This window comes from Acidovorax sp. sif0632 (genome assembly GCF_019218805.1).
Lineage (GTDB): Bacteria > Pseudomonadota > Gammaproteobacteria > Burkholderiales > Burkholderiaceae_C > Acidovorax > Acidovorax facilis.
The window spans coordinates 211,560-232,501 of the sequence record NZ_JAHUWW010000006.1; the positions used below are offsets into that span (position 1 = coordinate 211,560).

Sequence of the window (20,942 nt, forward strand, 5' to 3'; positions counted from 1 at the left end):
CCGCCATGACCTAGGTCAAGACTGCCATGCCTCCTGCGGCGGTTTCACACCCGGTCTCACGCTTGTCAGTTCGGCTGCAGCCGCAGCAACCGGCCTTGCGGGCTGTCAGTCACCATATAGAGCAGACCATCCGGCCCCTGGCGGACATCACGGATGCGTTCGCCGTTGCCTTGCAGCAGTTTTTCCTCGCGCTGTACCTTGTCGCCCGCCACCTCCAGGCGGTGCAGGGTGCCAAATTTGAGCGAACCGATGAACAGGCTGCCCTGCCACGCTGGGCCATAGCGCGTGCTGGTCAGAAAAGCCATACCCGACGGCGCAATCGACGGCACCCAGTAGTGCTGTGGCTGCTCCATGCCCGCCTTGGCTGTGCCTTCGCCCAGCTTGCCGCCGCCGTAGTTTTCGCCATAGGTAATCACCGGCCAACCGTAGTTGCGGCCCGGCTGGGGTTGGTTGATTTCATCGCCACCCTGCGGGCCGTGTTCGTGCATCCACAGCTTGCCGTCTGGCCCCAGCGTTGCACCCTGGGGGTTGCGGTGGCCGTAGCTCCAGATCTCGGGCAAGGCGCCAGGTTGTTTGGCGAACGGGTTGTCGGGCGGCACGGCGCCTTCGGGGGTGATGCGGATGATCTTGCCGTGGTGGTTGTCGAGCTTTTGGGCATCGTCCTTGCGGTGGTAGCGGTCACCCAGGGTCAGGAACAGGTTGCCGTCCGCCGCCTGCACGATGCGGCAGCCAAAATGCAGGCTGCTGTCGACCTTGGGCCGCTGGCTGAAGATCACCTTGACGTCCTGCAGGCTGCGAGCATCCTCGGACAGCGTGGCCCGAGCCAGCGCCGTGCTGTTGCCGCGTGCGCCCGCCGCTGCGGGCTCGGAAAAACAAAAGAAGATGCGGCGGTTGCGGGCAAAGGCAGTGTCCGTCACCACATCCAGCAGGCCGCCCTGCCCGCCTGCTGCCACAGCAGGCACCCCGGCCAGTGGGGGGCTGACCTGCCCGCTGGCACTGACAACCCGCATGCGCCCCGGCCGCTCAGTGATCAGAAACTGCCCCTGCGGCAAAAAGTCCACCGCCCAAGGGTGATCCAGGCCCTGGGCCACGGGCACCAGCGCTACCGCCGGTGTGGTGTTCTGGGCGTCAGCACTGACTGAAACCCCTGCCACTACCAAAAAGATAGCTGCTTGCGCTTTTACAGCAAGCGCTGGAGGCATTTTTGACTTGAACTTCATAAGGCTGCGATCCTGAAAAAGCGGTGGAAACCACCCGTCCCCAGGCGACGCCCGAGGTGCATCGTCGGAGTGTGCCTGCAGGGGCTTTCAGGGCCTTGTGATCCCTGGGGAAACCCGGGGTTTTGATTTACTTCAACGAAATCAACGGCTTGCAAAGGTGATTATTTTCGATAAGCAAGCGTTGCGTGTTACCCTTCGCCCCCATGTCCCGATGGCTTTGCATACTTCTCCTGGCCTGCGCCACCACCGCCCAGGCTGCGCCGCAAGCGGCAAACCCTGACGATATGGACCGTTTCATCACGGACAAAGGCCTGCTGACGCGGCTGGAAGACGTGAGCCACAAGGTGGCGGACCGGGCCCACACCGTGGCCGACCAGGCATCTTCCCTGGTGGTCAACGCCATGGGGTTTCTGGGCGTGCCCTATAAGCGTGGTGGCAGCAGTGCCGAAACAGGCTTTGACTGCAGCGGCTTCGTGCGTGCCATGTACGAACAGACCGTGGGCCTTTTGCTGCCCCGCCGTGCAGATCAGCAAGCTGCCGCCACCCAGGTCATCGACAAAAAAGAGCTTCAGCCGGGTGATCTGGTGTTCTTCAACACCATGCGCCGCAATTTCAGCCACGTGGGCATCTACGTGGGGGACAACAAGTTCATCCATGCTCCTCGAAGCGGCGCCCAGATCCGTGTGGAAGACATGGGCGTGGCCTACTGGGCCCGCCGCTTCAATGGTGCGCGCCGCGTGGCGGGCACTGCCGACGGCGACACCGCGCAAGCCAAATAACCGCCGGCCTGCGGTACCGGTTACTTTTTGATCTCGTACACCGTTTCGGTGCTGCGGATCGGGCCTCCCACCACATTCACCGGCCCCAGCGAAGGGTCGCGCAACATGGCTTTGGCCGTGGCCATGTCGGCCTGATAGCGTGCCCGGGCCTGGGACTCACAGCTTCTGCGCTCCGCCGCAGCCATGGTGCGGCATTCCTCCAGGCTGACCTTGAGGCCTCCGCCTGCCTCGCGGATGGCGGTCTGGTAGCGTTGCTGAGGGGTCGTGTCCGGTACCGCACCGCGCGCCAGCGAAGCCTCATCTCCATTTTGTGCGGCCGCAGTGGTGGGCAGCGCCACTGCGCCCCCCAGGGCCAGCGCGGCCATCAACACCAGGGAGAAAGAACGGGTTTTGGGGATTTGGGTCATCAGTCTTCCTTAAAGTGCAGACGCTTGAATGTAGGGCCCAGCGCACGCAGGCTTGGCAAGCACCCGCCGCACTAGGATGTCAGACAGCACCCACAACCCGCTACCGACCGCTTGCAGCGTCATCCAACGGCGCCGACACGCGGAGCGAACGCACGGCGAGAACAGGCGACGGCGCGCCACCAGACGGGACGCCCACAGGGCGCGTTGTCCGACACCCCCACTTTCCCGCCTTCTTTAGAGTCAGCGCATCGCCGTCGTAACAACACAAGGGGAAACAAATATGGTGTCATTGATCGGAACGCTGGTGGTCGGTCTGGTGGTGGGTCTTCTGGCCCGGGCCTTCAAGCCGGGGGATGACAAGCTGGGGTGGATCATGACCGCACTGCTCGGGGTGGCGGGTTCATTTCTGGCCAGCTACCTGGGCCTGGCCATGGGCTGGTACCAGCAGGGCGAGGCCGCAGGCTGGATCGCTTCGGTGGTGGGCGCCATGCTGCTGCTGGCGGTATACAGCCTTGTGAAGGGCAAAAACTGATGAAATGATGGATTCACTGCTACTGTTGGCAGTCGCTCCTTCTTTTACCGACATTTCATTCAATACCACCCAACCATGCCCACTTCCCTGCAGATGGCAGCTGGCAATCCCGCCTTAGCTGCCGCCGTGCAACGCAGCCGCAAATTGCTCCATCGGCGTGCCCTGGTGGCTGCCGCCGCCAGTGCCGTGCCCGTGCCCGGGCTCGATTGGGCGGTGGATGCCGCACTGCTCTCACGCCTGCTACCGCAGATCAATGCCGAGTTCGGCCTGTCGGCGGCGCAGATTGACCAACTCGACCCGAACAAGCGCGAGCAGGTGCAAAAAGCGGTGAGCCTTGTGGGATCGGTGCTGATCGGCAAGCTGATCACGCGCGAGCTGGTCATCCGCGCCACGCAGACCGTGGGTCTTCGCCTGACGACCAAACAGGCCGCCAAATATGTTCCCCTCGCGGGGCAGGCTGTGGCTGCCACCATTGGCTATGCCACGCTGCGTTACCTGGGGGAGCAGCACTTGAAGGACTGTGTTCGCGTGGTGCAGGAGGCACAGCTGCAGCTGCCCGCACCCAAGGCATCTCGGTAATCCTGCTGAGAACCTGCGAGGGCTACGCCGCAGATGGCGTGGCCCTAGCGTCTGGGCGCATCAATCGGCCTTGAAACCCGTGGCGGCCACTGCTTTGCCCCAGGTCACCGTGTCGGCGGCAATGGTGCGGGTAAAGTCCTGCTGGCTGGTGCCCGTCACGCGGAAACCGGCCTCTTCCATCTTCGCCTTGCCTTCAGGCGACTGCACGGCCCGCACGATGTCGGCATTGAGCTTGGCAATGATCTCGGGGGGCGTCTTGGCGGGTGCCACGATGCCAAACCACGATGAGAACTCCAGATTGGCGTAGCCCTGCTCCTTGATGGTGGGCACATCGGGCAGCGTGGGCGTGCGCGTGGCCCCGGTGGTGCCCAGCGCGGCGAGCTTTCCAGCCTTCACGTTGGGCGCGGCCAGCCCCACGCTGGCAAACACGCCCTGCACGTCGCCACTGAACAGGCCGCCCAGCGCATCCGACGTGTTCTTGTAGTGCACGGGCTCTGGCTTGAGCTTGACCGCGTCCCCAAACATGAAGGCGCCAAAATGCCCCGGAGTGCCCGCGCCGAAGGTGGCCAGGAACAGGCCCTTTTGCTGCTTGGTCCAGTCCACAAACTCCTTCACGTTGCGTGCCGGCACCTTTTGGGGGTTGACCAGCAGCACAAAGTCGGACGTGACCACCTGGCTCACAGCGGCGAAGTCCTTGGCCGGGTCGTAGGGCAGCTTGTTGTAGCTGCTCGGGGCGATGCTGAGCTGGCCCGTCTCGCCCAGCATGATCGTGTACCCGTCCGGTGCGGCGCGGGCTGCCTCGCCCGCAGCAATGAGGCCGCCAGCGCCGGGTTTGTTGTCCACGATCACGCCCAGGTTGCCCCAGCCTTCCGACAACTTTTGCGCCAGCAGGCGCGCCACGATGTCGGGCCCCGTGCCCGCCGGAAAGCCCACGATGATGCGCACCGGCTTGTTCGGATATGCGCCGCCACTGGCTTGCGCCTGCGCGCCCGACCAGGGCAGCAGGCTGGCGGCCAGAGTGACCGCTGCGGCAAGCAGTGTGCGGCGTGTGCCGCTTTTTCGTGCATCGGCGGCGGGGGCGGAATGGAAAGAAGGCTTCATGGTTGTCTCCAGGAGTTCTGTCAGGCGGGTCAAGGGGGAAAAGAATGCAGCGTGGGGTGGTCAGAACGAAGAGCCTGGCTCCTAAAGCAGCTCGAAAAACCGCATGACCACAGCGTCGGGATAGCGGGCACCCGTGCCCACAAACATGCGCTCGCCCATCCAGGAGAGCGCGGGGGCAGCGGTCTCGAAGCTCGGGCTACAGCGGAAGTAGATTTGCTCCGGGTCCACCGGCTCGCCGCGCACCAGGCGGGCAATCAGCTCCGGCGGCCCGGAGCGCACGGCCCGGTTCTGTACATAGATGAAGTCACCTGCGTCGGTCTCCAGCACGTAGCGCGCATCCAGCTCTGACAGCCGGTCATTCACGATGAGCTGAAAATCCGCACCACCCGGCAGCACCCGGGCGCTCCAGCCATCGCCCGTGGCGGTACCGCCGGTGATGGGAATCAGGCGGCGCAGGCCATGCACGGTCTGCCCCACCTGCTGGGGTGCCCCCACTTCCACACGCAGGTCGGCAAAGAACTTCAGCCGAGGTTCGGCCAGGGTCGGTAGGTCAGGCATAAGAGGGCTTGCTCTGCAGAATGAGTCATGACTTACGCAAACACGGTTCAGGCAAGAGGTTCACCCCAGAGCGAGGCGGCCGCTGCATCCCGGTTTGCGTAAGCCCTATTGGTTATGAACCTAGCGTAAATCCCGTGGCGCAAACCCCCTGTCATCCCAGAGGATGACAACGCAATGACACGGCGTAACCCCCACCCCTGCCCGCCATGAGGCAATGGACCCCTTCCCCACCGTCTGCCACCGGCAGGCAGGCCACCACGGGCCCGGCGGGCCATGCGCTGGCGGGCATGGTGCACCGGCTGGGCGAGCCCGGCTTTGCGTCGGGCTTGCTGCAGGACCTGGCCCCCGTGCTGCCGGCTGCCTCGTGGTCGGTGTACCGCACAGGGCATCGCTGCAAGCCCACGCTGTTCATGTCGGCCAGCCTGGGCGTGCCGGACACCACGCAGGACTGCTGGTGGGCCTACCTCTCAGGCCCCTACCGCCATGACCGCACCTGGGGCCGCTCCTTTGACGAAGCGGCGCCCGCAGAATCTCCCACCCGCCTGTGCCACCTGACGGCCCGGGAGGTCGATGGAGAGCACCGCGCCCGGGTGTACGAGGCCCATGGCGTGGCCGAGCGTGTGTCGGTGGTCGAATACGAAAGCGATGGATCGGTATTTGCCGTCAACTTCTACCGCCACCAGCACCAAAAGCCCTTCCGCGATGCCCACATCGGCGGCTTCGAGGCGGTGGCGCCCGTGCTGCTGGCGCTGGCACGCAAACACATTGCACTGTCGCATAGCGACACCCTTGCGCCCGCCGCCTGGCCACGGTCTGGAAGCGCCGGCTTGGCATTGCCGCAGGCCGAACACCCTGCCCGGCACGGCCCCCTGCCCGCCAGCTTGCCCGCGCTGCGTGAGCGCCTGCTGCGCGTGCACGCCGACTTAACGGACCGCGAGCTGGACGTCTGTGCCCGCCTGCTGCAGGGCATGACACACGAGGGCATCGCCAGCGACCTGGGGCTGGGCGTGCCCACCGTCAAAACCTACCGCAACCGCGCCTTTGCGCGCCTGGGCATCCACTTTCGCAACGAGCTGTTTGCGCGGGTGCTGAGCGGTTAGCACGAAGGCCACTGCCCAGGTAGGGTGCGACGCTGCGGACAACTTCTTCGCGAACGTAGCAGCTCGGATGAGCTACGGCCAGAGGTATGCAGGCGCAGAGCCGTCCCCCAAGCCGACTGACTGCCGAAGGCTGTCCTTGCGTTGTCTGCGGCGGCCCCACTCACCGCAGCACCTTCCACCATCCCCCCTGTTAACAAAAGTTTTCCTGGAGGTGCAGCGCATCTGTGGCCTGTGTCCGGCGCGCCGCAGTGCGGCTTCATCCCCACTTAATCTTGGCCGCGTCCAATGCAGTTTGTGGGCAGTCAGTCCACATGTTCAAACCCACTGACACCAACATTCACCATGAAACTGCACATCACCGCCCTTGTTCTCGCCCTTGGTTCTACCGCTGCATTTGCGGGCCCCACCTGCAATGTTCCAGAAGAAAAATGGATGAAAGAAGCCGACTTCAAGGCCGGGCTCGAAAAGCAGGGCTACCAGATCCGGACCTTCAAGGTCAGCAAAGGCAAGTGCTACGAAATCTACGGTCTGGACAAGGCGGGCAAGAAAGTGGAGATCTATTTCGACCCCGCCACCGGCGCTGAAATCGAGCGTAAGTAAGCCTCAGCGAAGCGTCCCGTCCTGCCCCTCGCCTGCACCCCGAGTCGCCCATGAAGCCCGTCCCTCTCCACCACCCCCCTGCCGCCACCAAGGTGTGGGACCCGTTTGTCCGCATTTTTCACTGGAGCCTGGTGAGCTGCGTGGTCCTGAACCAGTTTGTTCTGGAGCCCGGAAAAACAGCACACGAGTGGGTGGGCTACACCGCCAGCGCCCTGGTGCTGGCGCGGCTGGTCTGGGGCTTCGTAGGCAGCCGCCACGCGCGGTTCAGTGACTTTTTCCCCACCCCGCGCAGACTGGCAAAGCACCTGGGCGCACTTCGCAATGGCGAGCATCCGGTCTACGTGGGCCACAACCCCCTCGGGGCACTGATGATGCTGGCCTTGATGGCCATCGTTCTGGCCCTGGGCGTAACGGGGTGGATGCAAACCACCGACACATTCTTCGGCGAAGAATGGCTGATGGAGTTGCACGAGGTGCTGGCCAACGGACTGCTGCTGGCGGCAGGGTTGCACGCTGCGGCGGCCATCGTTATGGGGCGGCTGGAGCGGGTGCGCCTCGTGCGGGCCATGGTCACCGGCACCAAGCAGCACTTTTGACGGACCAGGTTCGCATGCGACTGTTGCTGCTGGAAGACGATCACACTCTGGGCGAAGGCTTGCGGGATTTTCTGCAGCACGACGGCTATCTGGTGGACTGGTGCACCACCCTGGCGCAAGCCCGGGGTTTGATCATAGAGCCCTACGACGCCTGGCTGCTGGACTGGAACCTGCCCGATGGCTCCGCCCTCGACTGGCTGCGCAGCCTGCGCGCAAAAGGGGCTAAGACACCGGCCCTGGTGCTCACCGCGAGGGACATGCTCAGTGACCGCATCCATGGGCTGGACAGCGGTGCTGACGATTTTCTCGTCAAGCCCTTTGCCCCCGAGGAGTTGTGTGCCCGGCTGCGTGCACTGTCCCGCCGGATGACCGGCGGCACTCCCAGCAAGGCATTTGGCGCGGTGGAGGTGCTGCTGGCCGACAAAGAAGTGCGGCTGCACGGCCAGCGGGTGGAGCTGACCGCCCGTGAATGGGCGGTGCTGGAGGCGCTGGTGTTGCGCGCGGGGCGCACAGTTTCCGCGTCGGATCTGGAGGCGCTGGTGCTGGGGCTGGACAGCGACCTGGCCAGCAACGCGCTGCAGGTGCACGTTTTCAATCTGCGCAGCAAATTGGGCAAGGACGTGATCCAGACGGTGCGGGGCATGGGCTACCGCATTCCTGCACCCGTTGCCCCGCCGACGGCTCTAACGGCCTCTACGGGCTAACGACATGGGTATGCGCACGGGCGAGACAAAACCGCCGTCCATCCGGGGGCGGCTCGTCCAATCGCTGCTGTTTATCTCCATCGCGTTCGGCCTGTTGACCTCCGTGGTCGTCTGGTACGTGATCGCCCACGAAATGGGCGAACTCATGGACCAGGAACTGCGAGAGGCTGCTGAGATTTTTCACAGCGTCATGGCCATCCAGCCCGATCTGGCCACCAGCGGCCAAAGCGCCACCAAACACTTTTCGTATGAGGAACACCTGGTCTGGCAGGTGGTGGACGCTCCGTCGGGCCGCGTGAAAAGCCGCTCGCACAAGGCCCCCGAGCTGGCATTGCAAACCGCCCCCACCGAGGCGATCACCTGGACGCAAGACGGGCAATGGCGCGCCTTCACGTCGGTATTCAGCCAGCGCCCCGGGCAATTCCTGGTGGTGGCGCAAAGCCGCACGGAGCGCGACGAGGTGCACGGTGAAGTGGTCTGGTACACGCTGATGGCGGCGCTGTCGATGGGCCTGCTGTCGGCCCTGCTGATGAACTGGCGCATCCGCCAGGAGCTTCGCCCGCTGGGCGCCCTGGGCCAAAGCGTTCAGCACTATGACCCCCTTCGGCCCGACACCGCGCCCAAGGCCGCACCGAGGCAGGAGCTGTATCCCATCGAGCAGGCCATTGGCGACCTGGGGCACCGGCTGGCACAGCGGATCATCAGCGAACGCGCGTTCACCTCGCACGCGGCCCATGCCCTGCGCACGCCGGTGGCGGGTATCGACGTGCAACTGGCCCTGGCGATCAAAGAGGCGCCCGAGTCGATAAGGCCGCGCCTGGTGCGCGCGCGAGACGCTGCGGGCAGGCTCGGTCGGGTCATGCAAGCGCTGCTGATGATGTTTCGCAGCGGCATGGAGCCACAGCGCCAAAACGTTGACCTGCGCCAGCTCATCGATGCGCTGGCGTTTCACGACATGGCCATCTCCATCCAACAAACCACCCCAGTGGACGCCGACCCCGATCTGCTGGCCGCCGCCCTGCTGAACTTGCTGGACAACTCGCACCGTTTCAATGCCCACCAGGTCATCATCACGGCGCTGCAGGAGGGCCACGAGACCGTGTTGCGCGTGCAGGACGATGGCGATGGCTGCCAGCCCCACACCAAAGCCCGTTTACAGCAATCGCTGCAGCAGCAGGCTTATGGCGAAGGCAGCGCCATGCGTGGCTTGGGGCTGGTGCTGGCCCACCTGGTGGCGCGCGCGCACGGGGGCCACACGGTGCTGCCAGACTGTGCTTCGGGCTTTGGCATTGAGCTGCGATGGCCTGCCGCCCTGCCCCGTTCTGCCGAATGAAAATGCGCCTGACCCGCGCCGCAACAATTCGAATCCCACTACAAAGAGAGACCCCATGAGACGCCCCCCAAAAGCCACAAAACCCTCGCAAATCGCGCCCCTTTGCATCGCACTGTCCAGCCTGGCAGGCGCCTTGCACGCCCACGCCGAAGCGCCCATGCACACCGACGATGCGGGCACGCTGACCCAAGGCGCCATGAAGCTCGAAGGTGTCTTCGGCCGCGATGACAAGACCCGAGGTGCCGAGCTGCTTTTTGGCGCTGGCGTCGCGCCACAGCTGGAAATGGAGGTCTCGCTGGCACGCGCCAAAGACACGGCCATGGGTGCATCCACCACCTTCCACGGGCATGGCTGGGGTGTGAAGTGGGTGCCCATCCAGAACGAAACGGGCTGGTCGGTGGGTGCGCGGTTCGACATGGGCCACACCCGCGTTCGCGACCACGCCACCCCGCAGCGCTTCACCGAGCGCGAAACCGCCCTCACAGCGCTGGCCAGCTACCGGTTGGCCAATGCGCAGGTGCTGCACCTCAATGCCGGCCACAAAACCGTCAGGGCACAAGGCGCCCGCCACCGTGCGGCCACCTGGGCCGTGGGCTATGAGATTCCGCTTACTGAACAACTGCAGCTCACGTCTGAGGTGTACGGCGAACAAAGGTCGCGCCCGGACAAGGCCGTGGGCCTGCGCTACGCCATCACCGACGGGCTCAAAGCATCCGCCGCCGTGGGCCGCGGCAACGGCCGCACGTTCAGCCAGGTGGGCATGGCCTGGGAGTTCTAGGCGCGGTCTGGGACGCCGCCGGCACGGCACAATCGGCGGCCTATGCCTGCATCCGGTGCCCGCCCCACAGAACCCATCCCGCCCCGCTCTGACCGGGCGGCGTTGGTACAGGCCTGGGTGCAGGCCCTGCGCACCCAGGCCGGGCCTGCCCAGCTCCAGGCGTTGGCGCCCCTGAGTGATGCGGAAGCCGTGCGCGTGATGGCTCTGCTGCGCAACGACGCGCCCCACAAGTCTGTTCAACCCGACCGCCCTGCCTCCGAAAGCGCCCACAACCCTGGCATAACCACCGGCCACTTCCGCCCCCGCATCACCCTCATGACCCTGGGCCGGGGCGACGGTCTGCTGGGCCTGCAACCCCAGGGCAAGCTCGGCCCGCGCGGCGACAGCGTGACGCTGGTGCAGATTGACTGGACCTACCGCACTGATGATGGCGCCCACTGGCAGACGCCTGCCCCCACCTCCATCCTCAACGCGCGCCCGGGCCCCGTGCAAGACCTCTTCGACACCGGCGGCCCGGTGGTGCGCATGCAGCGCAACCTGGGCGCCGAGGCCGACGCCATGGACCGCGTGTGGGATCTGGGCCTGATCCCCGTCGATGCGAACAAGCTGCAATGGCGCCACCGCGCCGCTGCTGCCACGCTGGGCCCCGTGTGGACGCTGGCGCAGGAGGCGCACTTTGGCGACTTCTGGGCCGAGCAGATTCCCCAACTGCGCGCCGAGGGCTGGAGCGTGGTGGTGCAGCCCGGCTTTGCGCACGAAAGCGTGCCCGTGTTGCGCTGGAAGCTGCTGATCGCCCCCGACACGGGCGAACTGCTGGGCAAGGAGGTGGACGGCCCGCTGGCCGCACGCGAACGCCCCGTGCAAAAGCTGCAGCTGCCCGAGCGCGAAGGCGCCTGGCTGCTCAGCTTGGGGCTAGAGATCGACGGCGAAACGCTGGACCTGGCCCCCATGCTGGCCGACCTGTTGCGCCGCGACGCCCGTTGGCTCAACGCGCAGCAGATGGCCGCCATCGACGACATCGCCATCATTTCGCTGCGCGCACCCGGCGGCAAACGCATCGACGCGCCCGCCGGGCCGCTCAAGGCCATCGTGGGCGCCATGGTCGACCTGCTGACCGACCCCACCCGTAACCAGCGCAAGGATGGCGATCCGCTGCACCTGGGAGCGTGGGAGGCCCGCCGCATCGAAGCCCTGCGCGCCGGGCTGGTGCTGGCCCACCGCGTGGGTACGGTCAATGGCTGGGACAACGACTGGCAGCTGCAGGGCGACGTGGGCCTGGCCCAGCTCGCCAAGCGCCTGCGCACCATCGGCACCCCGCAGCCGGTGGCCGCGCCGCAGGGACTTCAGGTGCAGCTGCGCCCCTATCAACTGGAGGGCCTGGCCTGGCTGCAGTACCTGCGCGCGCAGGGCCTGGGCGGCATATTGGCCGACGACATGGGCCTGGGTAAAACCGCGCAGGCGCTGGCCCATGTGCTGGCCGAAAAGGAGGCCGGGCGCCTGACCCGCCCTGCCCTGGTGGTGCTGCCCACCTCACTGCTCTTCAACTGGCAAGCCGAGGCCGCCCGCATGGCCCCCAACCTCCGCGTGCTGGCGCTACACGGTGCGAGCCGTGGCCAGCGCTACCTGCAGATCGCCGACCACGACCTGGTGCTGACCACCTACCCACTGCTCTGGCGTGACGTGGACGCGCTGGCCGCACAGCCATTCCACCTGCTGATCCTGGACGAAGCCCAGATGGTGAAGAACGCCGGAAGCCGCAGCGCCCGCGCCCTGCGCAAGCTGCAGGCGCCCCACCTGCTGTGCCTGACGGGCACGCCGCTGGAGAACCATCTGGGCGAGCTGTGGGCACAGTTTGACTTCCTGATGCCCGGCTTTCTGGGCGATGTGCGCAGCTTCAACGCCCGCTGGCGCAAGCCCATCGAGGAGAACGGCGAAACCCTGCGCGCGCAGCTGCTGGCCCAGCGCGTGCGCCCCTTCATCCTGCGCCGCCGCAAGCAGGACGTGGCCACCGAACTACCGCCACGCACCGAAGTCATCCAGCGCGTGCAGCTACAAGGCAAACAGCGCGAGCTGTACGAGGCCGTGCGTACCACGGCCGACAAGCAGGTGCGCCGTGCGCTGGAGCGCCAGAGCTTTGACGGCGCGCAGATCACCATCCTCGATGCACTGCTGAAACTGCGCCAGGTCTGCTGCGACCCCCGATTGGTCAAAGGCACCACGAAGACCGCCCACACCATGGAGCGCGCCAAGCTCGAACTGCTGGCCGACATGCTGCCCGCCCTGGTCGATGAAGGCCGCCGCGTGCTGGTGTTCTCGCAGTTCACCGAGATGCTAGGCCTGGCAGCCGAGATGCTCGATACCCTGGCCCTGCACTACCTCACCCTCACCGGCCAGACGCCCCCCCGCCAGCGTGGCGCGGTGGTGCGGCAGTTCCAGGCGCAGGACGGGACCAGCGCCCCCATCCTGCTCGTCAGCCTCAAGGCCGGTGGTCTGGGCCTGAACCTCACCGCCGCCGACACCGTGATCCACCTCGACCCCTGGTGGAACCCCGCCGTCGAAGAGCAGGCCACCGCGCGCGCCCACCGCATCGGGCAGGACCAGCCGGTATTCGTCTACAAGCTGGTGGTGGAAGGCAGCATCGAAGAACGCATGCTGGAGCTGCAGGCCCGCAAGGCCGCGCTGGCCCAGGGCGTGTTGGGCCACGATGCTGAAGGCGCGGTCAAGTTCAGCGAGGCCGACCTGCACGCACTGCTGGCGCCTTTGAGTGAGCCTGTCAACAACCCGCTGGGCATTCCGGGAGAAGACGCACTGCGCTGGGGTGGCACGGGCAAACGGCGGCCCCGGCCGCTGCAGCCACCGGAAGTTTGAGTGTTTTTTGCCCCTGGCGCTTATCTAAACAGCGCTAAAAGCTATCAATATAGTAGCAATCTGAGCCTGAGACCCTTGGCCCCCGAATAGCGCAGAATTCAAAAGCAAGCTTCGGAGTGCGCCCCACACCACCCATCCCTAGAGTGCATGGCATCGCAATCCCTTTGTGAGCCATCCACCATGAACCTGAACGCCATTCACAGCAGCGCCAACGACCTGGCCCGCCCTTTCACCAACGTTGTTGCTATGCCGAACCGCGCCACACCGCCTGCAAAAGCCGCACAGGCCGCAGCCACCCAGGCCGACCCGCGCTGGGCGGCGGTGGCGGCGCGCAGCGCAGCGGCGGACGGCAGCTTTTGGTATTCGGTGCAGACCACGGGCGTGTATTGCCGCCCCAGCTGCGCGGCGCGTGCACCCCGGCCGGAGAATGTGCGGTTTCACGACAGCTGCGCGGATGCAGAAGCCGCAGGCTTTCGCCCCTGCCAGCGCTGCAAGCCCCGGCAGCCCACGGCGTTGTCGCACCACGCCGCGCTGGTCACCGAGGCCTGCCGCATCATCGAAGGCGCTGCCGCCGGTGAAGCGCCCACGCTGGATGCGTTGGCCGCCCAGATGGGCCTGAGCCCGTCGCACCTGCACCGCCTCTTCAAGCAGTCCACGGGCCTCACGCCCAAGGCGTATGCCGCGGCCCAGCGTGCGCAGCGCCTGCGCAATGCGCTCGACAACGCACCCACGGCCTCGGTGACGGACGCGATCTACAGCGCTGGCTACCAGTCCAGCAGCCGCTTTTACGAACAATCGGCCCAGGTCCTGGGCATGACGCCCAGCCGCTACCGCGCGGGGGGTGCGGCGCAAGACATTCGCTTTGCGATTGGCCAGTGTTCGCTGGGCGCCATTCTGGTCGCCCAGAGCGACCGGGGCATCTGCGCCATCTTGCTGGGCGACGACGCCGACGCCCTGGTGCGCGACCTGCAGGACCGTTTTGCGCAGGCCCACCTGATCGGCGGGGATACCGCGTTTGAAGCGCTGGTGGCACAGGTGGTAGCGTTTGTGGAGGCCCCGGGCCTGGGGCTGAACCTGCCGCTGGACGTGCGTGGCACGGCGTTTCAGCAACGCGTGTGGCAGGCACTGCAGGCCATACCCGCCGGGCAGACGGCGAGCTACGCCGAGGTGGCCCAGAGCATAGGCGCCCCCACCGCAGTCCGCGCCGTGGCGCAGGCCTGCGCGGCCAATGCGCTGGCGGTGGCCATACCCTGCCACCGGGTAGTGAAAAGTGATGGCGCGTTGTCGGGCTACCGGTGGGGCGTGGAACGCAAACGTGCGTTGCTGACGCGCGAAGCAGCGCCAGAGCCCGCACAACCGCTGGCGGAGAAGGTGGCATGAGCGCTGTCCCGCTGTCTCACCAACCCGGTCTGAAGAACGACGACTGGGCGCTGCGTACAGTTGCCATCGACTGGCCAACAACCACGGAGGCCCTGCACCAGCAAGGCAACGCGGTACTGCCGCAACTGCTCAGCGCCACCGAATGTGCCGCGCTGGCCCTCCTGTATGGCAACGCGGATGAGAGCACCTTCCGCAGCCGCGTGGTGATGCAGCGCCACGGCTTTGGCCAGGGCGAATACCGGTACTTCAGCTACCCGCTGCCCGGTGTGGTGGCCGGGCTGCGCGAGGCGCTGTACCCCCACCTGGCGCCCATCGCCAACCAGTGGAACACCGCCATGGGCATCGATGTGCGCTACCCCACGCGGCATGCCGACTTTATTGCCCGCTGCCATGCCGCTGGCCAGATGCGCCCCACCCCGCTGCTGCTGCAATACGGCGCTGGCGACTACAACTGCCTGCACCAGGACCTGTATGGCGAGCATGTGTTTCCGCTGCAGGTCGCGGTGCTGCTGTCAGAGCCCGGGCGCGACTTCATTGGCGGCGAATTCGTGCTGACCGAGCAGCGCCCGCGCATGCAGTCGCGGGCCGAGGTGGTGCCGCTTTTGCGCGGCGACGCCGTGGTGTTTGCCGTGCACCACCGCCCCGTGCAGGGCACGCGCGGGCCGTACCGCGTGCAGATGCGACATGGCGTTAGCCGCTTGCGCAGCGGGCAGCGGCATACGCTGGGTGTGATCTTTCACGATGCTGGATGATGTTCCCCCTGTGCCGCTTCGCGCCTTCTCCTCCGGGGATGACGGCAGCTGTGGTCCACACTGCCGCCATGGATTGCCACCGTTATGAGCCTGAGCCTTTTCGACGACCCACCCCAGCCTGCCCAGCCGCCCGAGGTGCTGGAGCCCGGCGCCATGGTGCTGCGCGGCTTCGCGCTGGAGAAGGCGGCAGACCTGCTGCAAGCGGTGCAGCAGGTGACGGCACAAGCCCCCTTCCGGCACCTCATCACCCCCGGTGGCCTGCGCATGTCGGTGGCCATGACCAACTGCGGAAGACTCGGCTGGGTGAGCGACCGCAGCGGCTACCGCTACGACCCCCTCGACCCCGACAGCGGCCAGCCCTGGCCCGCCATGCCGCCGCTATTGCGCCAGCTGGCATTTGACGCGGCGCAAGCAGCGGGCTTCCCCGGCTTTGCGCCTGACGCCTGCCTCATCAACCGATATGCCCCTGGCACCCGGCTGTCGCTGCACCAGGACCGGGACGAGGGCAACTACGCGCACCCCATCGTGTCCGTGTCGCTCGGCATTCCGGCGGTGTTTCTGTGGGGCGGCGCACAGCGCTCCGACAAGGCGCGGCGCATTGCGCTGATGCATGGAGATGTCGTGGTGTGGGGCGGCCCGGCGCGGCTGCGGTTTCATGGGGTGTTGCCGCTACCGGAGGCCCATCACCCGACGACGGGCAGCTACCGCATCAACCTCACGTTTCGCAAGGCGCGCTGAACCCACCCCTTCACCGGGCATAGCCCGTGGCTTTGGCCAAGGTGCTCAGCATCTGCTCCGCCACAGGGCGGCCCTGGAGGCTGTCTGCAATGCTCACGCTCTTGCCGTTGCGCAGATTCACCTGCACCCGAAAGAACGTGGTGCGCTGGTTGCCACTTTGCAGCGTGTAACTCTCCTGGATGGAGAGGCGGGCAATGTCGTGCGCAGGCACCTGCCGCCAGGCCAGCATCAGGCCCAACAGACGGCGTTCGGTGCGCAGGCCCTGGCGGTCCAGCTGCACGGTCAGGCTGTTGGACACTGCATAGAAGCCCCACACCAGCATGGCGCCGCCCACGCCACCAAACGCCAGCGGAAACAACACAGGCGCGCCGATGTAGCCCGCCATCACGCCCAGGCCCAGGAAGCCCCCGCCCATCACCAGCCACAGCAGGTTCTGCCGCCACAGGCGGCCGTAGGGCTGGTACAGGCGCACGCCACCTTCCACGGGCTCGATGTCGCTCACCGCGTCCAGCTCGGCCTCGCGCAGGGCTTGCATCTGCGGGTGCTTGGCGGCGTCGTGTGCGAGCCAGGTGGACTCTGCACCCGTGGCATACACGGGCACCTCAAACCGGCGCGAGAACTTCAGCGCCGGATCGGTGCTTTCCAGCAGCACCGTCCAGTGGTGCTCGTTGGTGCCCACGGCTTGTTCAGACTCGGGCAGGCCCTTGGGCACGCTCAGGCGGAACGCCACGCGGCTGCCCCGTCCCTGGGGTTGCACCTGTGCGGCACCCTCGCCCTCCCACACGATCTGCTCACGCGATTCGCTGCTGTTGTCGCCGCCTCCCGTGCGCGTCTGGTAGTGGTAGGCACAGCGCAGCGTCACGGCAAATCGCAGATCAGGCCGGTACGGCACACCGGGCAAGTCCACGGTGGCGCCCACATGCCCGCCGATGGCTCCAGGAAACGGGTCCATCACCAGCCGCACCTCGCCATAGCACCGCGCATCCAGCGTGGCGCGCACGGCCCACACCAGCAGGCCCAGCCCCACGGCAACCATCAGCACCAGCACGCACAGCACGATGTGGTTCTCGTTGCGCCAGGCGCGGGGAATGGCAGACAACGCCGCGGGGTAGGCAATGGCACCCCACACCACGGCAAAGCCCCAGGCGAACCACACCTCCCAGCGCTTGCTGGAGCGGATGCGGTTGTCGGCCCATGCCTTGTTGGCCAGCCAAGGCTCGTCGCCATGGGTCTGCAAGCGCTCCGCCTTGTGTGCATCGCTGCGCCGAAGGCTCCACCCCCAGATCAACATGCCCACCCCGGCGCCACCAAACAGCACCACAAAAATCATCTGAAAACCCAGCAAACCCAGGCGCAGGCTGCGGTCGGCCACCGAATCCTGCGGGCGCGACGGGTTCACCCACACCGGCACAGGCGTACCGCTGCGCTGCGCACTCTCCAAGCGCCAGGCCAGGTTCTCATGGAAGCTGCCAATGTTGTCGGCCAAGGTGTTGATGGCAGGCCGGTGGCCGTCATACGCCACGCCCGCCACTTCATAACGGTAGTGGACCGACACGCTGTAGGTGCTGCCTGATTTGCTGCCCCGGTGCGTGTTCAGCTGGGCCGAAACCACCCGTGCGGGCACCTCATGCCAGAACTGCATGCGCGACCAGTCGTACAGAGTGGGCAGCACACCCAGCAGCAGCATGCCAATGCCCACGGCGGAAAGCGGCAGCGCAAACAGCATGAGAAACCAGGAGCTGCTTTTGTTGCTTGCCGCGGCCTGATGGTTGGCACCTTTGGTGCGCCGCCGTGCCTGGTTGGCCATACACCCTCCCTCTGCGTGCCCCCTTGCCGGGGGCTTTTGTTCTTCCGGAATCCGGGCGGCGCTGATTCTGCGGCTTGCTGCGGCGGCGGGCCAGTACGTTTTGCAACTCCTAGGGGCCCATGTGGTTTTGCAAGGCCCGTTCTGCTGCAGTACTGACGCAGAAATGCAAACCAAAATGGCACCTAGCGCTTATCCATCAAGCGCAATTAGCTATAAAAACAGAAGCACCGTGGTAAAACGTGCGCGGCCTGTCCTGTATGCGCACCACCACACCTTTGCCAGAATGGCGGCCATGACTGCCTCTGCCACACCCCGCCCCGCGCGCTACTGGCTCATGAAATCCGAGCCCGAGGAATGCTCCATCGACGACGCCCTGGCCGCGCCCAATGCCACCGTGCCCTGGACGGGCGTGCGCAACTACCAGGCCCGCAACTTCATGCGCGACGACATGCAGGTGGGCGATGGCGTTTTGTTCTACCACTCCAGTTGCCCCGAACCAGGCATTGCCGGCCTTGCGCGCGTGGCGAGCGGCACCCGAACCGACCCTACGCAGTTTGACCCCGCCTCGCCGTACTACGACCCCAAATCCCCTGCCGACAAACCCCGCTGGCTGCTGCTGGATGTGCAGGCGCAGCGCAAGACACGGGTGGTGGGTTTGGCGCAGCTGCGGGAGCACCCGGATCTGGCGCAGATGCGAGTGCTGCAGCGCGGCAACCGCCTGTCCATCACCCCCGTGGAGCCCGTCGAGTGGGCAGCGATCATGGAGATGCTGGGCTGAGCCACAGGCTTGCCCTGCTTTGCCCCCGCCTTGCCCGCCCTGGGGCCTCCCCGCTTTACTGCGGCCGCTGAACGGCCACGGCGGCGCGCGCCTGGGCGTGGAGCTTGGCCAGGAACTCCCGGTCCAGCAACAGCCACAGCATCACCGGGGCCAGTGCGGTAAAGATGAACAGGTTGAAGTGGTACAGAAATGCCACCACGTCGGCCACCCACCCGGGCAGTCCCGTCTGCACAAACACCTCAGGCCCCGCCCGGTTGAAGACATCGTTGCACCACTGCAGGGCCACGTTGAGCGCCTGGATCGGCAGCATGGCCAGGGAGCCTATGAGCAGCTTGCGCCCCCAGTGACGGGGAAACGATGCCAGCACCAGCGCCCAGAAGATCACGATGCCGTAGCCCAGCAAGCGGTAGTCCACCAAAGGCGCCAGCTTGCCCGACTTGAACTGGCCGTTTTGCACGGAGACCACCTTGAGCGTGGTGTTCAACAACGCCGTGGTCTCTTTCTGGGTGTAGCTCAGTGCCCAGTGAAACAGGGTGGAAGCCGCCTCGCCCGCCATGAAGAACACGGGCTTGGACAGTTGTGGCGACAGGTAGTACCACAGCGGCATCAGGCACAGCAGGCTGGCGATGGCAACCAGCAGGAAACGTCCGACAGAACTAAGCTGCATTGGCGAGGGGGGGTTGAGGGGGTGAGGGAGGTTGCTGGCGGGCGATCCAGCGAATCCAGAGCATCCAGACCACCAGCACATCCAGCATGATGAGCGCCTGCCAGAGGTACAGGTGGGCAAACTCGAACACGGTCATGTTCCACTTGCCCAGGTAGTACAGGCTGATGATGCGCAGCAGGTTGACGACCTGCACCGCCGCAATGCCAATGGCGATGCCGGCGAGCTTGTGTTTCCAGCTGGAAGGAAACGCGATCATGCCGGCGATAAGGATGATGGCCGCCTCCACGCCATTGCAACCCGCCTCGATAGACACCGCAAAACCCGTGGCCTTGCTCATCAGGATGCGGCCATGGTGCGCCACATCCGAGTCCAGCGGGGTCATCAGCGCTGCGCTGGCGGTGGCGAGCAGGCTGGTCCAGGGCTCGATGGCGACCCGTTGCACCTCATCGAGCATGTCGATGCGAAAGAGGACCGCCAAGACGGCGATGAAAATCAAGAAAAATCGGACCATACGTCGATGAGAAGAACCTGGTGAAGCGCGCACCAACACGTCAGGAATGCGCCAGGCGGCGAGGCCGTGAGAACGTGGGCCTGTGGTTCACACAGGCGCCGCAAAGAATATCAGAAGCTACCCATAACCCACAAAGCCCAAATGGCACTCGCAAGCGGCCCCGAGAAGCTGTTCAAAGGTTCGGGGCGGCGTACACCAGCACCTTGAGGGCGCGCTCGGGGTCCACATCCGCAAAAACAGCCGGGTTGGCCACCCGTTCGACAAAGTGCAGTTCAGGCGCCAGCTCCTGCATCTGCCCTTGCAGGAAGCCCACGCCCAGCTCGGGCGCGTTCAGGCACAGCAGTGCGTGGCCCCCGGGTGCCAGCAGGTCGGGCAGGCGGCGCATCAGCCGTGCGTAGTCCTTGGTGGCCACGAAGCTGCCCTTCTGGTAGCTGGGCGGGTCCACGATGACCAGGCCATACGGCCCGCTGCGGGTGATCTTGCCCCAGCTGCTGAAAATGTCATGCGCCAGAAAGCTGGCGCCGGTGGTGAGGCCGTTGAGCTGGTGGTTCTGCTGGCCCACTGCAATGGCGCCATGGCTCATGTCCACATTGACGACCTGCCTGGCCCCTGCCTGCAGCGCCACCACCGAGAACGCGCAGGTGTAGGCAAACAGGTTCAGCACCTTGAGGCCATAGCGGTCCGTGCTGCGTGCAGCGGCAAAGGCGCCCACCCAGCGGCGGCCTTCGGCCATGTCAAGGAACAGGCCGTGGTTCTGGCCGCGCAGCACATGCACCTTGAATGTCAGGCCGTGCTCCGTCACCGCATGCGGCTCGGGCACGGCGCCCGCCATCAACCGTGTCTCGGTGCGGCCCTGGGTGCGCAGTTGTTCGTTGCGGCACTGGAACACCCAGTTCAGCGGCTGACCGGGGGCAAGCTGCTCGCAGCGCGCGGCCAGTGCAGCGCCCACCGTCGCAAGCTGGGTTTCAGTGTCCTCGCCCGCAGGCAGGAAGCTGGTGAGCACGTAGACCGGCGGATAGGCGTCCAGCGTCCATTGCTCACAACCGGGGTGGCGCCCGCCCCGGCCGTGGAAGATGCGCTGTGCATCCGTGGGCAAAGGCATGTGGGCGATGGCGTCGAGCAGGGCTTGCATGGGGATCAAAGGCGTGTGTTGG

Annotated in this window: 22 protein-coding genes; 14 read left to right on the plus strand and 8 right to left on the minus strand. The window is 65.8% G+C overall.

The features are described from left to right. Window positions 1-65 precede the first annotated feature (65 nt). A complete protein-coding gene (locus tag KW832_RS19025; protein WP_370628757.1) occupies window positions 66-1,202 on the minus strand; it encodes a PQQ-dependent sugar dehydrogenase in 1,137 nt (378 codons plus the stop codon). A gap of 221 nt (window positions 1,203-1,423) precedes the next feature. On the opposite strand from KW832_RS19025, the gene KW832_RS19030 reads away from it, so the two are divergent. Then, window positions 1,424-1,999 (plus strand): C40 family peptidase, encoded by a 576-nt coding sequence (locus tag KW832_RS19030; RefSeq protein WP_055395932.1) that lies wholly within the window; start codon window positions 1,424-1,426, stop codon window positions 1,997-1,999. Between the two features lie 20 nt (window positions 2,000-2,019). Here KW832_RS19030 and KW832_RS19035 read toward each other — a convergent pair whose 3' ends face one another. Beyond that, window positions 2,020-2,406: a hypothetical protein gene (locus KW832_RS19035; protein WP_055395930.1), complete on the minus strand. Its 387-nt coding sequence runs from the start codon at window positions 2,404-2,406 to the stop codon at window positions 2,020-2,022. Between the two features lie 280 nt (window positions 2,407-2,686). Here KW832_RS19035 and KW832_RS19040 point away from each other — a divergent pair, with 280 nt between their 5' ends. Together KW832_RS19040 and KW832_RS19045 are read left to right on the plus strand one after the other, a co-directional pair. Then, window positions 2,687-2,938: a GlsB/YeaQ/YmgE family stress response membrane protein gene (locus KW832_RS19040; RefSeq protein WP_055395928.1), complete on the plus strand. Its 252-nt coding sequence runs from the start codon at window positions 2,687-2,689 to the stop codon at window positions 2,936-2,938. Between the two features lie 75 nt (window positions 2,939-3,013). Continuing rightward, window positions 3,014-3,517 carry a hypothetical protein gene (locus tag KW832_RS19045; protein WP_055395927.1) on the plus strand — a complete coding sequence of 168 codons (504 nt, stop codon included), beginning with the start codon at window positions 3,014-3,016 and terminating at the stop codon, window positions 3,515-3,517. 60 nt (window positions 3,518-3,577) lie between these two features. On the opposite strand, the gene KW832_RS19050 is transcribed toward KW832_RS19045, so the two are convergent. Further along, window positions 3,578-4,618, minus strand: a complete 1,041-nt coding sequence (locus tag KW832_RS19050) for a tripartite tricarboxylate transporter substrate binding protein (RefSeq protein WP_218301062.1) — start codon at window positions 4,616-4,618, stop codon at window positions 3,578-3,580. Between the two features lie 81 nt (window positions 4,619-4,699). Further along, window positions 4,700-5,176, minus strand: a complete 477-nt coding sequence (locus KW832_RS19055) for a DUF3237 domain-containing protein (RefSeq protein WP_121420135.1) — start codon at window positions 5,174-5,176, stop codon at window positions 4,700-4,702. 206 nt (window positions 5,177-5,382) lie between these two features. Here KW832_RS19055 and KW832_RS19060 point away from each other — a divergent pair, with 206 nt between their 5' ends. From KW832_RS19060 to alkB, 10 genes are all read left to right on the plus strand, one after another. Beyond that, entirely contained in the window at window positions 5,383-6,276 is an 894-nt protein-coding gene (locus KW832_RS19060) for a helix-turn-helix transcriptional regulator (protein ID WP_218301061.1), read from the plus strand. A 342-nt stretch (window positions 6,277-6,618) separates the two neighbouring features. Continuing rightward, window positions 6,619-6,876 carry a PepSY domain-containing protein gene (locus KW832_RS19065; protein WP_121506444.1) on the plus strand — a complete coding sequence of 86 codons (258 nt, stop codon included), beginning with the start codon at window positions 6,619-6,621 and terminating at the stop codon, window positions 6,874-6,876. Between the two features lie 50 nt (window positions 6,877-6,926). Continuing rightward, window positions 6,927-7,472 carry a cytochrome b/b6 domain-containing protein gene (locus KW832_RS19070; protein ID WP_121506445.1) on the plus strand — a complete coding sequence of 182 codons (546 nt, stop codon included), beginning with the start codon at window positions 6,927-6,929 and terminating at the stop codon, window positions 7,470-7,472. Window positions 7,473-7,486: 14 nt separating this feature from the next. Further along, complete coding sequence (locus KW832_RS19075) at window positions 7,487-8,176, plus strand: response regulator transcription factor (RefSeq protein ID WP_218301060.1); 690 nt, start codon at window positions 7,487-7,489, stop codon at window positions 8,174-8,176. Window positions 8,177-8,180: 4 nt separating this feature from the next. Continuing rightward, window positions 8,181-9,509, plus strand: a complete 1,329-nt coding sequence (locus KW832_RS19080) for a HAMP domain-containing sensor histidine kinase (RefSeq protein WP_218301059.1) — start codon at window positions 8,181-8,183, stop codon at window positions 9,507-9,509. Window positions 9,510-9,564: 55 nt separating this feature from the next. Then, window positions 9,565-10,287: a hypothetical protein gene (locus tag KW832_RS19085; protein ID WP_255577838.1), complete on the plus strand. Its 723-nt coding sequence runs from the start codon at window positions 9,565-9,567 to the stop codon at window positions 10,285-10,287. A 42-nt stretch (window positions 10,288-10,329) separates the two neighbouring features. Beyond that, window positions 10,330-13,155 (plus strand): DEAD/DEAH box helicase, encoded by a 2,826-nt coding sequence (locus KW832_RS19090; protein WP_218301058.1) that lies wholly within the window; start codon window positions 10,330-10,332, stop codon window positions 13,153-13,155. 246 nt (window positions 13,156-13,401) lie between these two features. Continuing rightward, a complete protein-coding gene (gene ada, locus KW832_RS19095) occupies window positions 13,402-14,535 on the plus strand; it encodes a bifunctional DNA-binding transcriptional regulator/O6-methylguanine-DNA methyltransferase Ada (protein WP_218301200.1) in 1,134 nt (377 codons plus the stop codon). Then, window positions 14,532-15,287 carry a 2OG-Fe(II) oxygenase gene (locus KW832_RS19100; RefSeq protein WP_255577839.1) on the plus strand — a complete coding sequence of 252 codons (756 nt, stop codon included), beginning with the start codon at window positions 14,532-14,534 and terminating at the stop codon, window positions 15,285-15,287. The genes ada and KW832_RS19100 overlap by 4 nt, the downstream gene beginning before the upstream one ends. 84 nt (window positions 15,288-15,371) lie before the next feature. After that, on the plus strand, window positions 15,372-16,025 hold the full coding sequence (gene alkB / locus KW832_RS19105; protein WP_218301057.1) for a DNA oxidative demethylase AlkB: 654 nt from the start codon (window positions 15,372-15,374) through the stop codon (window positions 16,023-16,025). A 10-nt stretch (window positions 16,026-16,035) separates the two neighbouring features. Here the strand turns inward: alkB and KW832_RS19110 are convergent, their stop codons facing one another. Continuing rightward, window positions 16,036-17,751 (minus strand): DUF3592 domain-containing protein, encoded by a 1,716-nt coding sequence (locus KW832_RS19110; RefSeq protein ID WP_255577840.1) that lies wholly within the window; start codon window positions 17,749-17,751, stop codon window positions 16,036-16,038. Window positions 17,752-18,124: 373 nt separating this feature from the next. Here KW832_RS19110 and KW832_RS19115 point away from each other — a divergent pair, with 373 nt between their 5' ends. After that, a complete protein-coding gene (locus KW832_RS19115; protein ID WP_176885934.1) occupies window positions 18,125-18,610 on the plus strand; it encodes an EVE domain-containing protein in 486 nt (161 codons plus the stop codon). Window positions 18,611-18,665: 55 nt separating this feature from the next. Here KW832_RS19115 and KW832_RS19120 read toward each other — a convergent pair whose 3' ends face one another. The 3 genes from KW832_RS19120 to KW832_RS19130 form a co-directional block, all read right to left on the minus strand. After that, entirely contained in the window at window positions 18,666-19,277 is a 612-nt protein-coding gene (locus KW832_RS19120) for an exosortase H-associated membrane protein (protein WP_055394618.1), read from the minus strand. Continuing rightward, complete coding sequence (gene xrtH, locus KW832_RS19125; protein WP_121506455.1) at window positions 19,267-19,788, minus strand: exosortase H; 522 nt, start codon at window positions 19,786-19,788, stop codon at window positions 19,267-19,269. The genes KW832_RS19120 and xrtH overlap by 11 nt, the downstream gene beginning before the upstream one ends. Before the next feature lie 172 nt (window positions 19,789-19,960). Beyond that, window positions 19,961-20,920 (minus strand): class I SAM-dependent methyltransferase, encoded by a 960-nt coding sequence (locus tag KW832_RS19130; RefSeq protein ID WP_218301055.1) that lies wholly within the window; start codon window positions 20,918-20,920, stop codon window positions 19,961-19,963. Window positions 20,921-20,942: the final 22 nt, after the last annotated feature.

Bases quoted from the DNA above. Each gene is read 5' to 3' on its own strand.
- KW832_RS19025 (WP_370628757.1), bottom strand. From the start codon at position 1,202: ATGCCTCCAGCGCTTGCTGTAAAAGCGCAAGCAGCTATCTTTTTGGTA.
- KW832_RS19030 (WP_055395932.1), top strand. From the start codon at position 1,424: ATGTCCCGATGGCTTTGCATACTTCTCCTGGCCTGCGCCACCACCGCC.
- KW832_RS19035 (WP_055395930.1), bottom strand. From the start codon at position 2,406: ATGACCCAAATCCCCAAAACCCGTTCTTTCTCCCTGGTGTTGATGGCC.
- KW832_RS19040 (WP_055395928.1), top strand. From the start codon at position 2,687: ATGGTGTCATTGATCGGAACGCTGGTGGTCGGTCTGGTGGTGGGTCTT.
- KW832_RS19045 (WP_055395927.1), top strand. From the start codon at position 3,014: ATGCCCACTTCCCTGCAGATGGCAGCTGGCAATCCCGCCTTAGCTGCC.
- KW832_RS19050 (WP_218301062.1), bottom strand. From the start codon at position 4,618: ATGAAGCCTTCTTTCCATTCCGCCCCCGCCGCCGATGCACGAAAAAGC.
- KW832_RS19055 (WP_121420135.1), bottom strand. From the start codon at position 5,176: ATGCCTGACCTACCGACCCTGGCCGAACCTCGGCTGAAGTTCTTTGCC.
- KW832_RS19060 (WP_218301061.1), top strand. From the start codon at position 5,383: ATGAGGCAATGGACCCCTTCCCCACCGTCTGCCACCGGCAGGCAGGCC.
- KW832_RS19065 (WP_121506444.1), top strand. From the start codon at position 6,619: ATGAAACTGCACATCACCGCCCTTGTTCTCGCCCTTGGTTCTACCGCT.
- KW832_RS19070 (WP_121506445.1), top strand. From the start codon at position 6,927: ATGAAGCCCGTCCCTCTCCACCACCCCCCTGCCGCCACCAAGGTGTGG.
- KW832_RS19075 (WP_218301060.1), top strand. From the start codon at position 7,487: ATGCGACTGTTGCTGCTGGAAGACGATCACACTCTGGGCGAAGGCTTG.
- KW832_RS19080 (WP_218301059.1), top strand. From the start codon at position 8,181: ATGGGTATGCGCACGGGCGAGACAAAACCGCCGTCCATCCGGGGGCGG.
- KW832_RS19085 (WP_255577838.1), top strand. From the start codon at position 9,565: ATGAGACGCCCCCCAAAAGCCACAAAACCCTCGCAAATCGCGCCCCTT.
- KW832_RS19090 (WP_218301058.1), top strand. From the start codon at position 10,330: ATGCCTGCATCCGGTGCCCGCCCCACAGAACCCATCCCGCCCCGCTCT.
- ada (WP_218301200.1), top strand. From the start codon at position 13,402: ATGCCGAACCGCGCCACACCGCCTGCAAAAGCCGCACAGGCCGCAGCC.
- KW832_RS19100 (WP_255577839.1), top strand. From the start codon at position 14,532: ATGAGCGCTGTCCCGCTGTCTCACCAACCCGGTCTGAAGAACGACGAC.
- alkB (WP_218301057.1), top strand. From the start codon at position 15,372: ATGAGCCTGAGCCTTTTCGACGACCCACCCCAGCCTGCCCAGCCGCCC.
- KW832_RS19110 (WP_255577840.1), bottom strand. From the start codon at position 17,751: ATGCTGTTTGCGCTGCCGCTTTCCGCCGTGGGCATTGGCATGCTGCTG.
- KW832_RS19115 (WP_176885934.1), top strand. From the start codon at position 18,125: ATGACTGCCTCTGCCACACCCCGCCCCGCGCGCTACTGGCTCATGAAA.
- KW832_RS19120 (WP_055394618.1), bottom strand. From the start codon at position 19,277: ATGCAGCTTAGTTCTGTCGGACGTTTCCTGCTGGTTGCCATCGCCAGC.
- xrtH (WP_121506455.1), bottom strand. From the start codon at position 19,788: ATGGTCCGATTTTTCTTGATTTTCATCGCCGTCTTGGCGGTCCTCTTT.
- KW832_RS19130 (WP_218301055.1), bottom strand. From the start codon at position 20,920: ATGCAAGCCCTGCTCGACGCCATCGCCCACATGCCTTTGCCCACGGAT.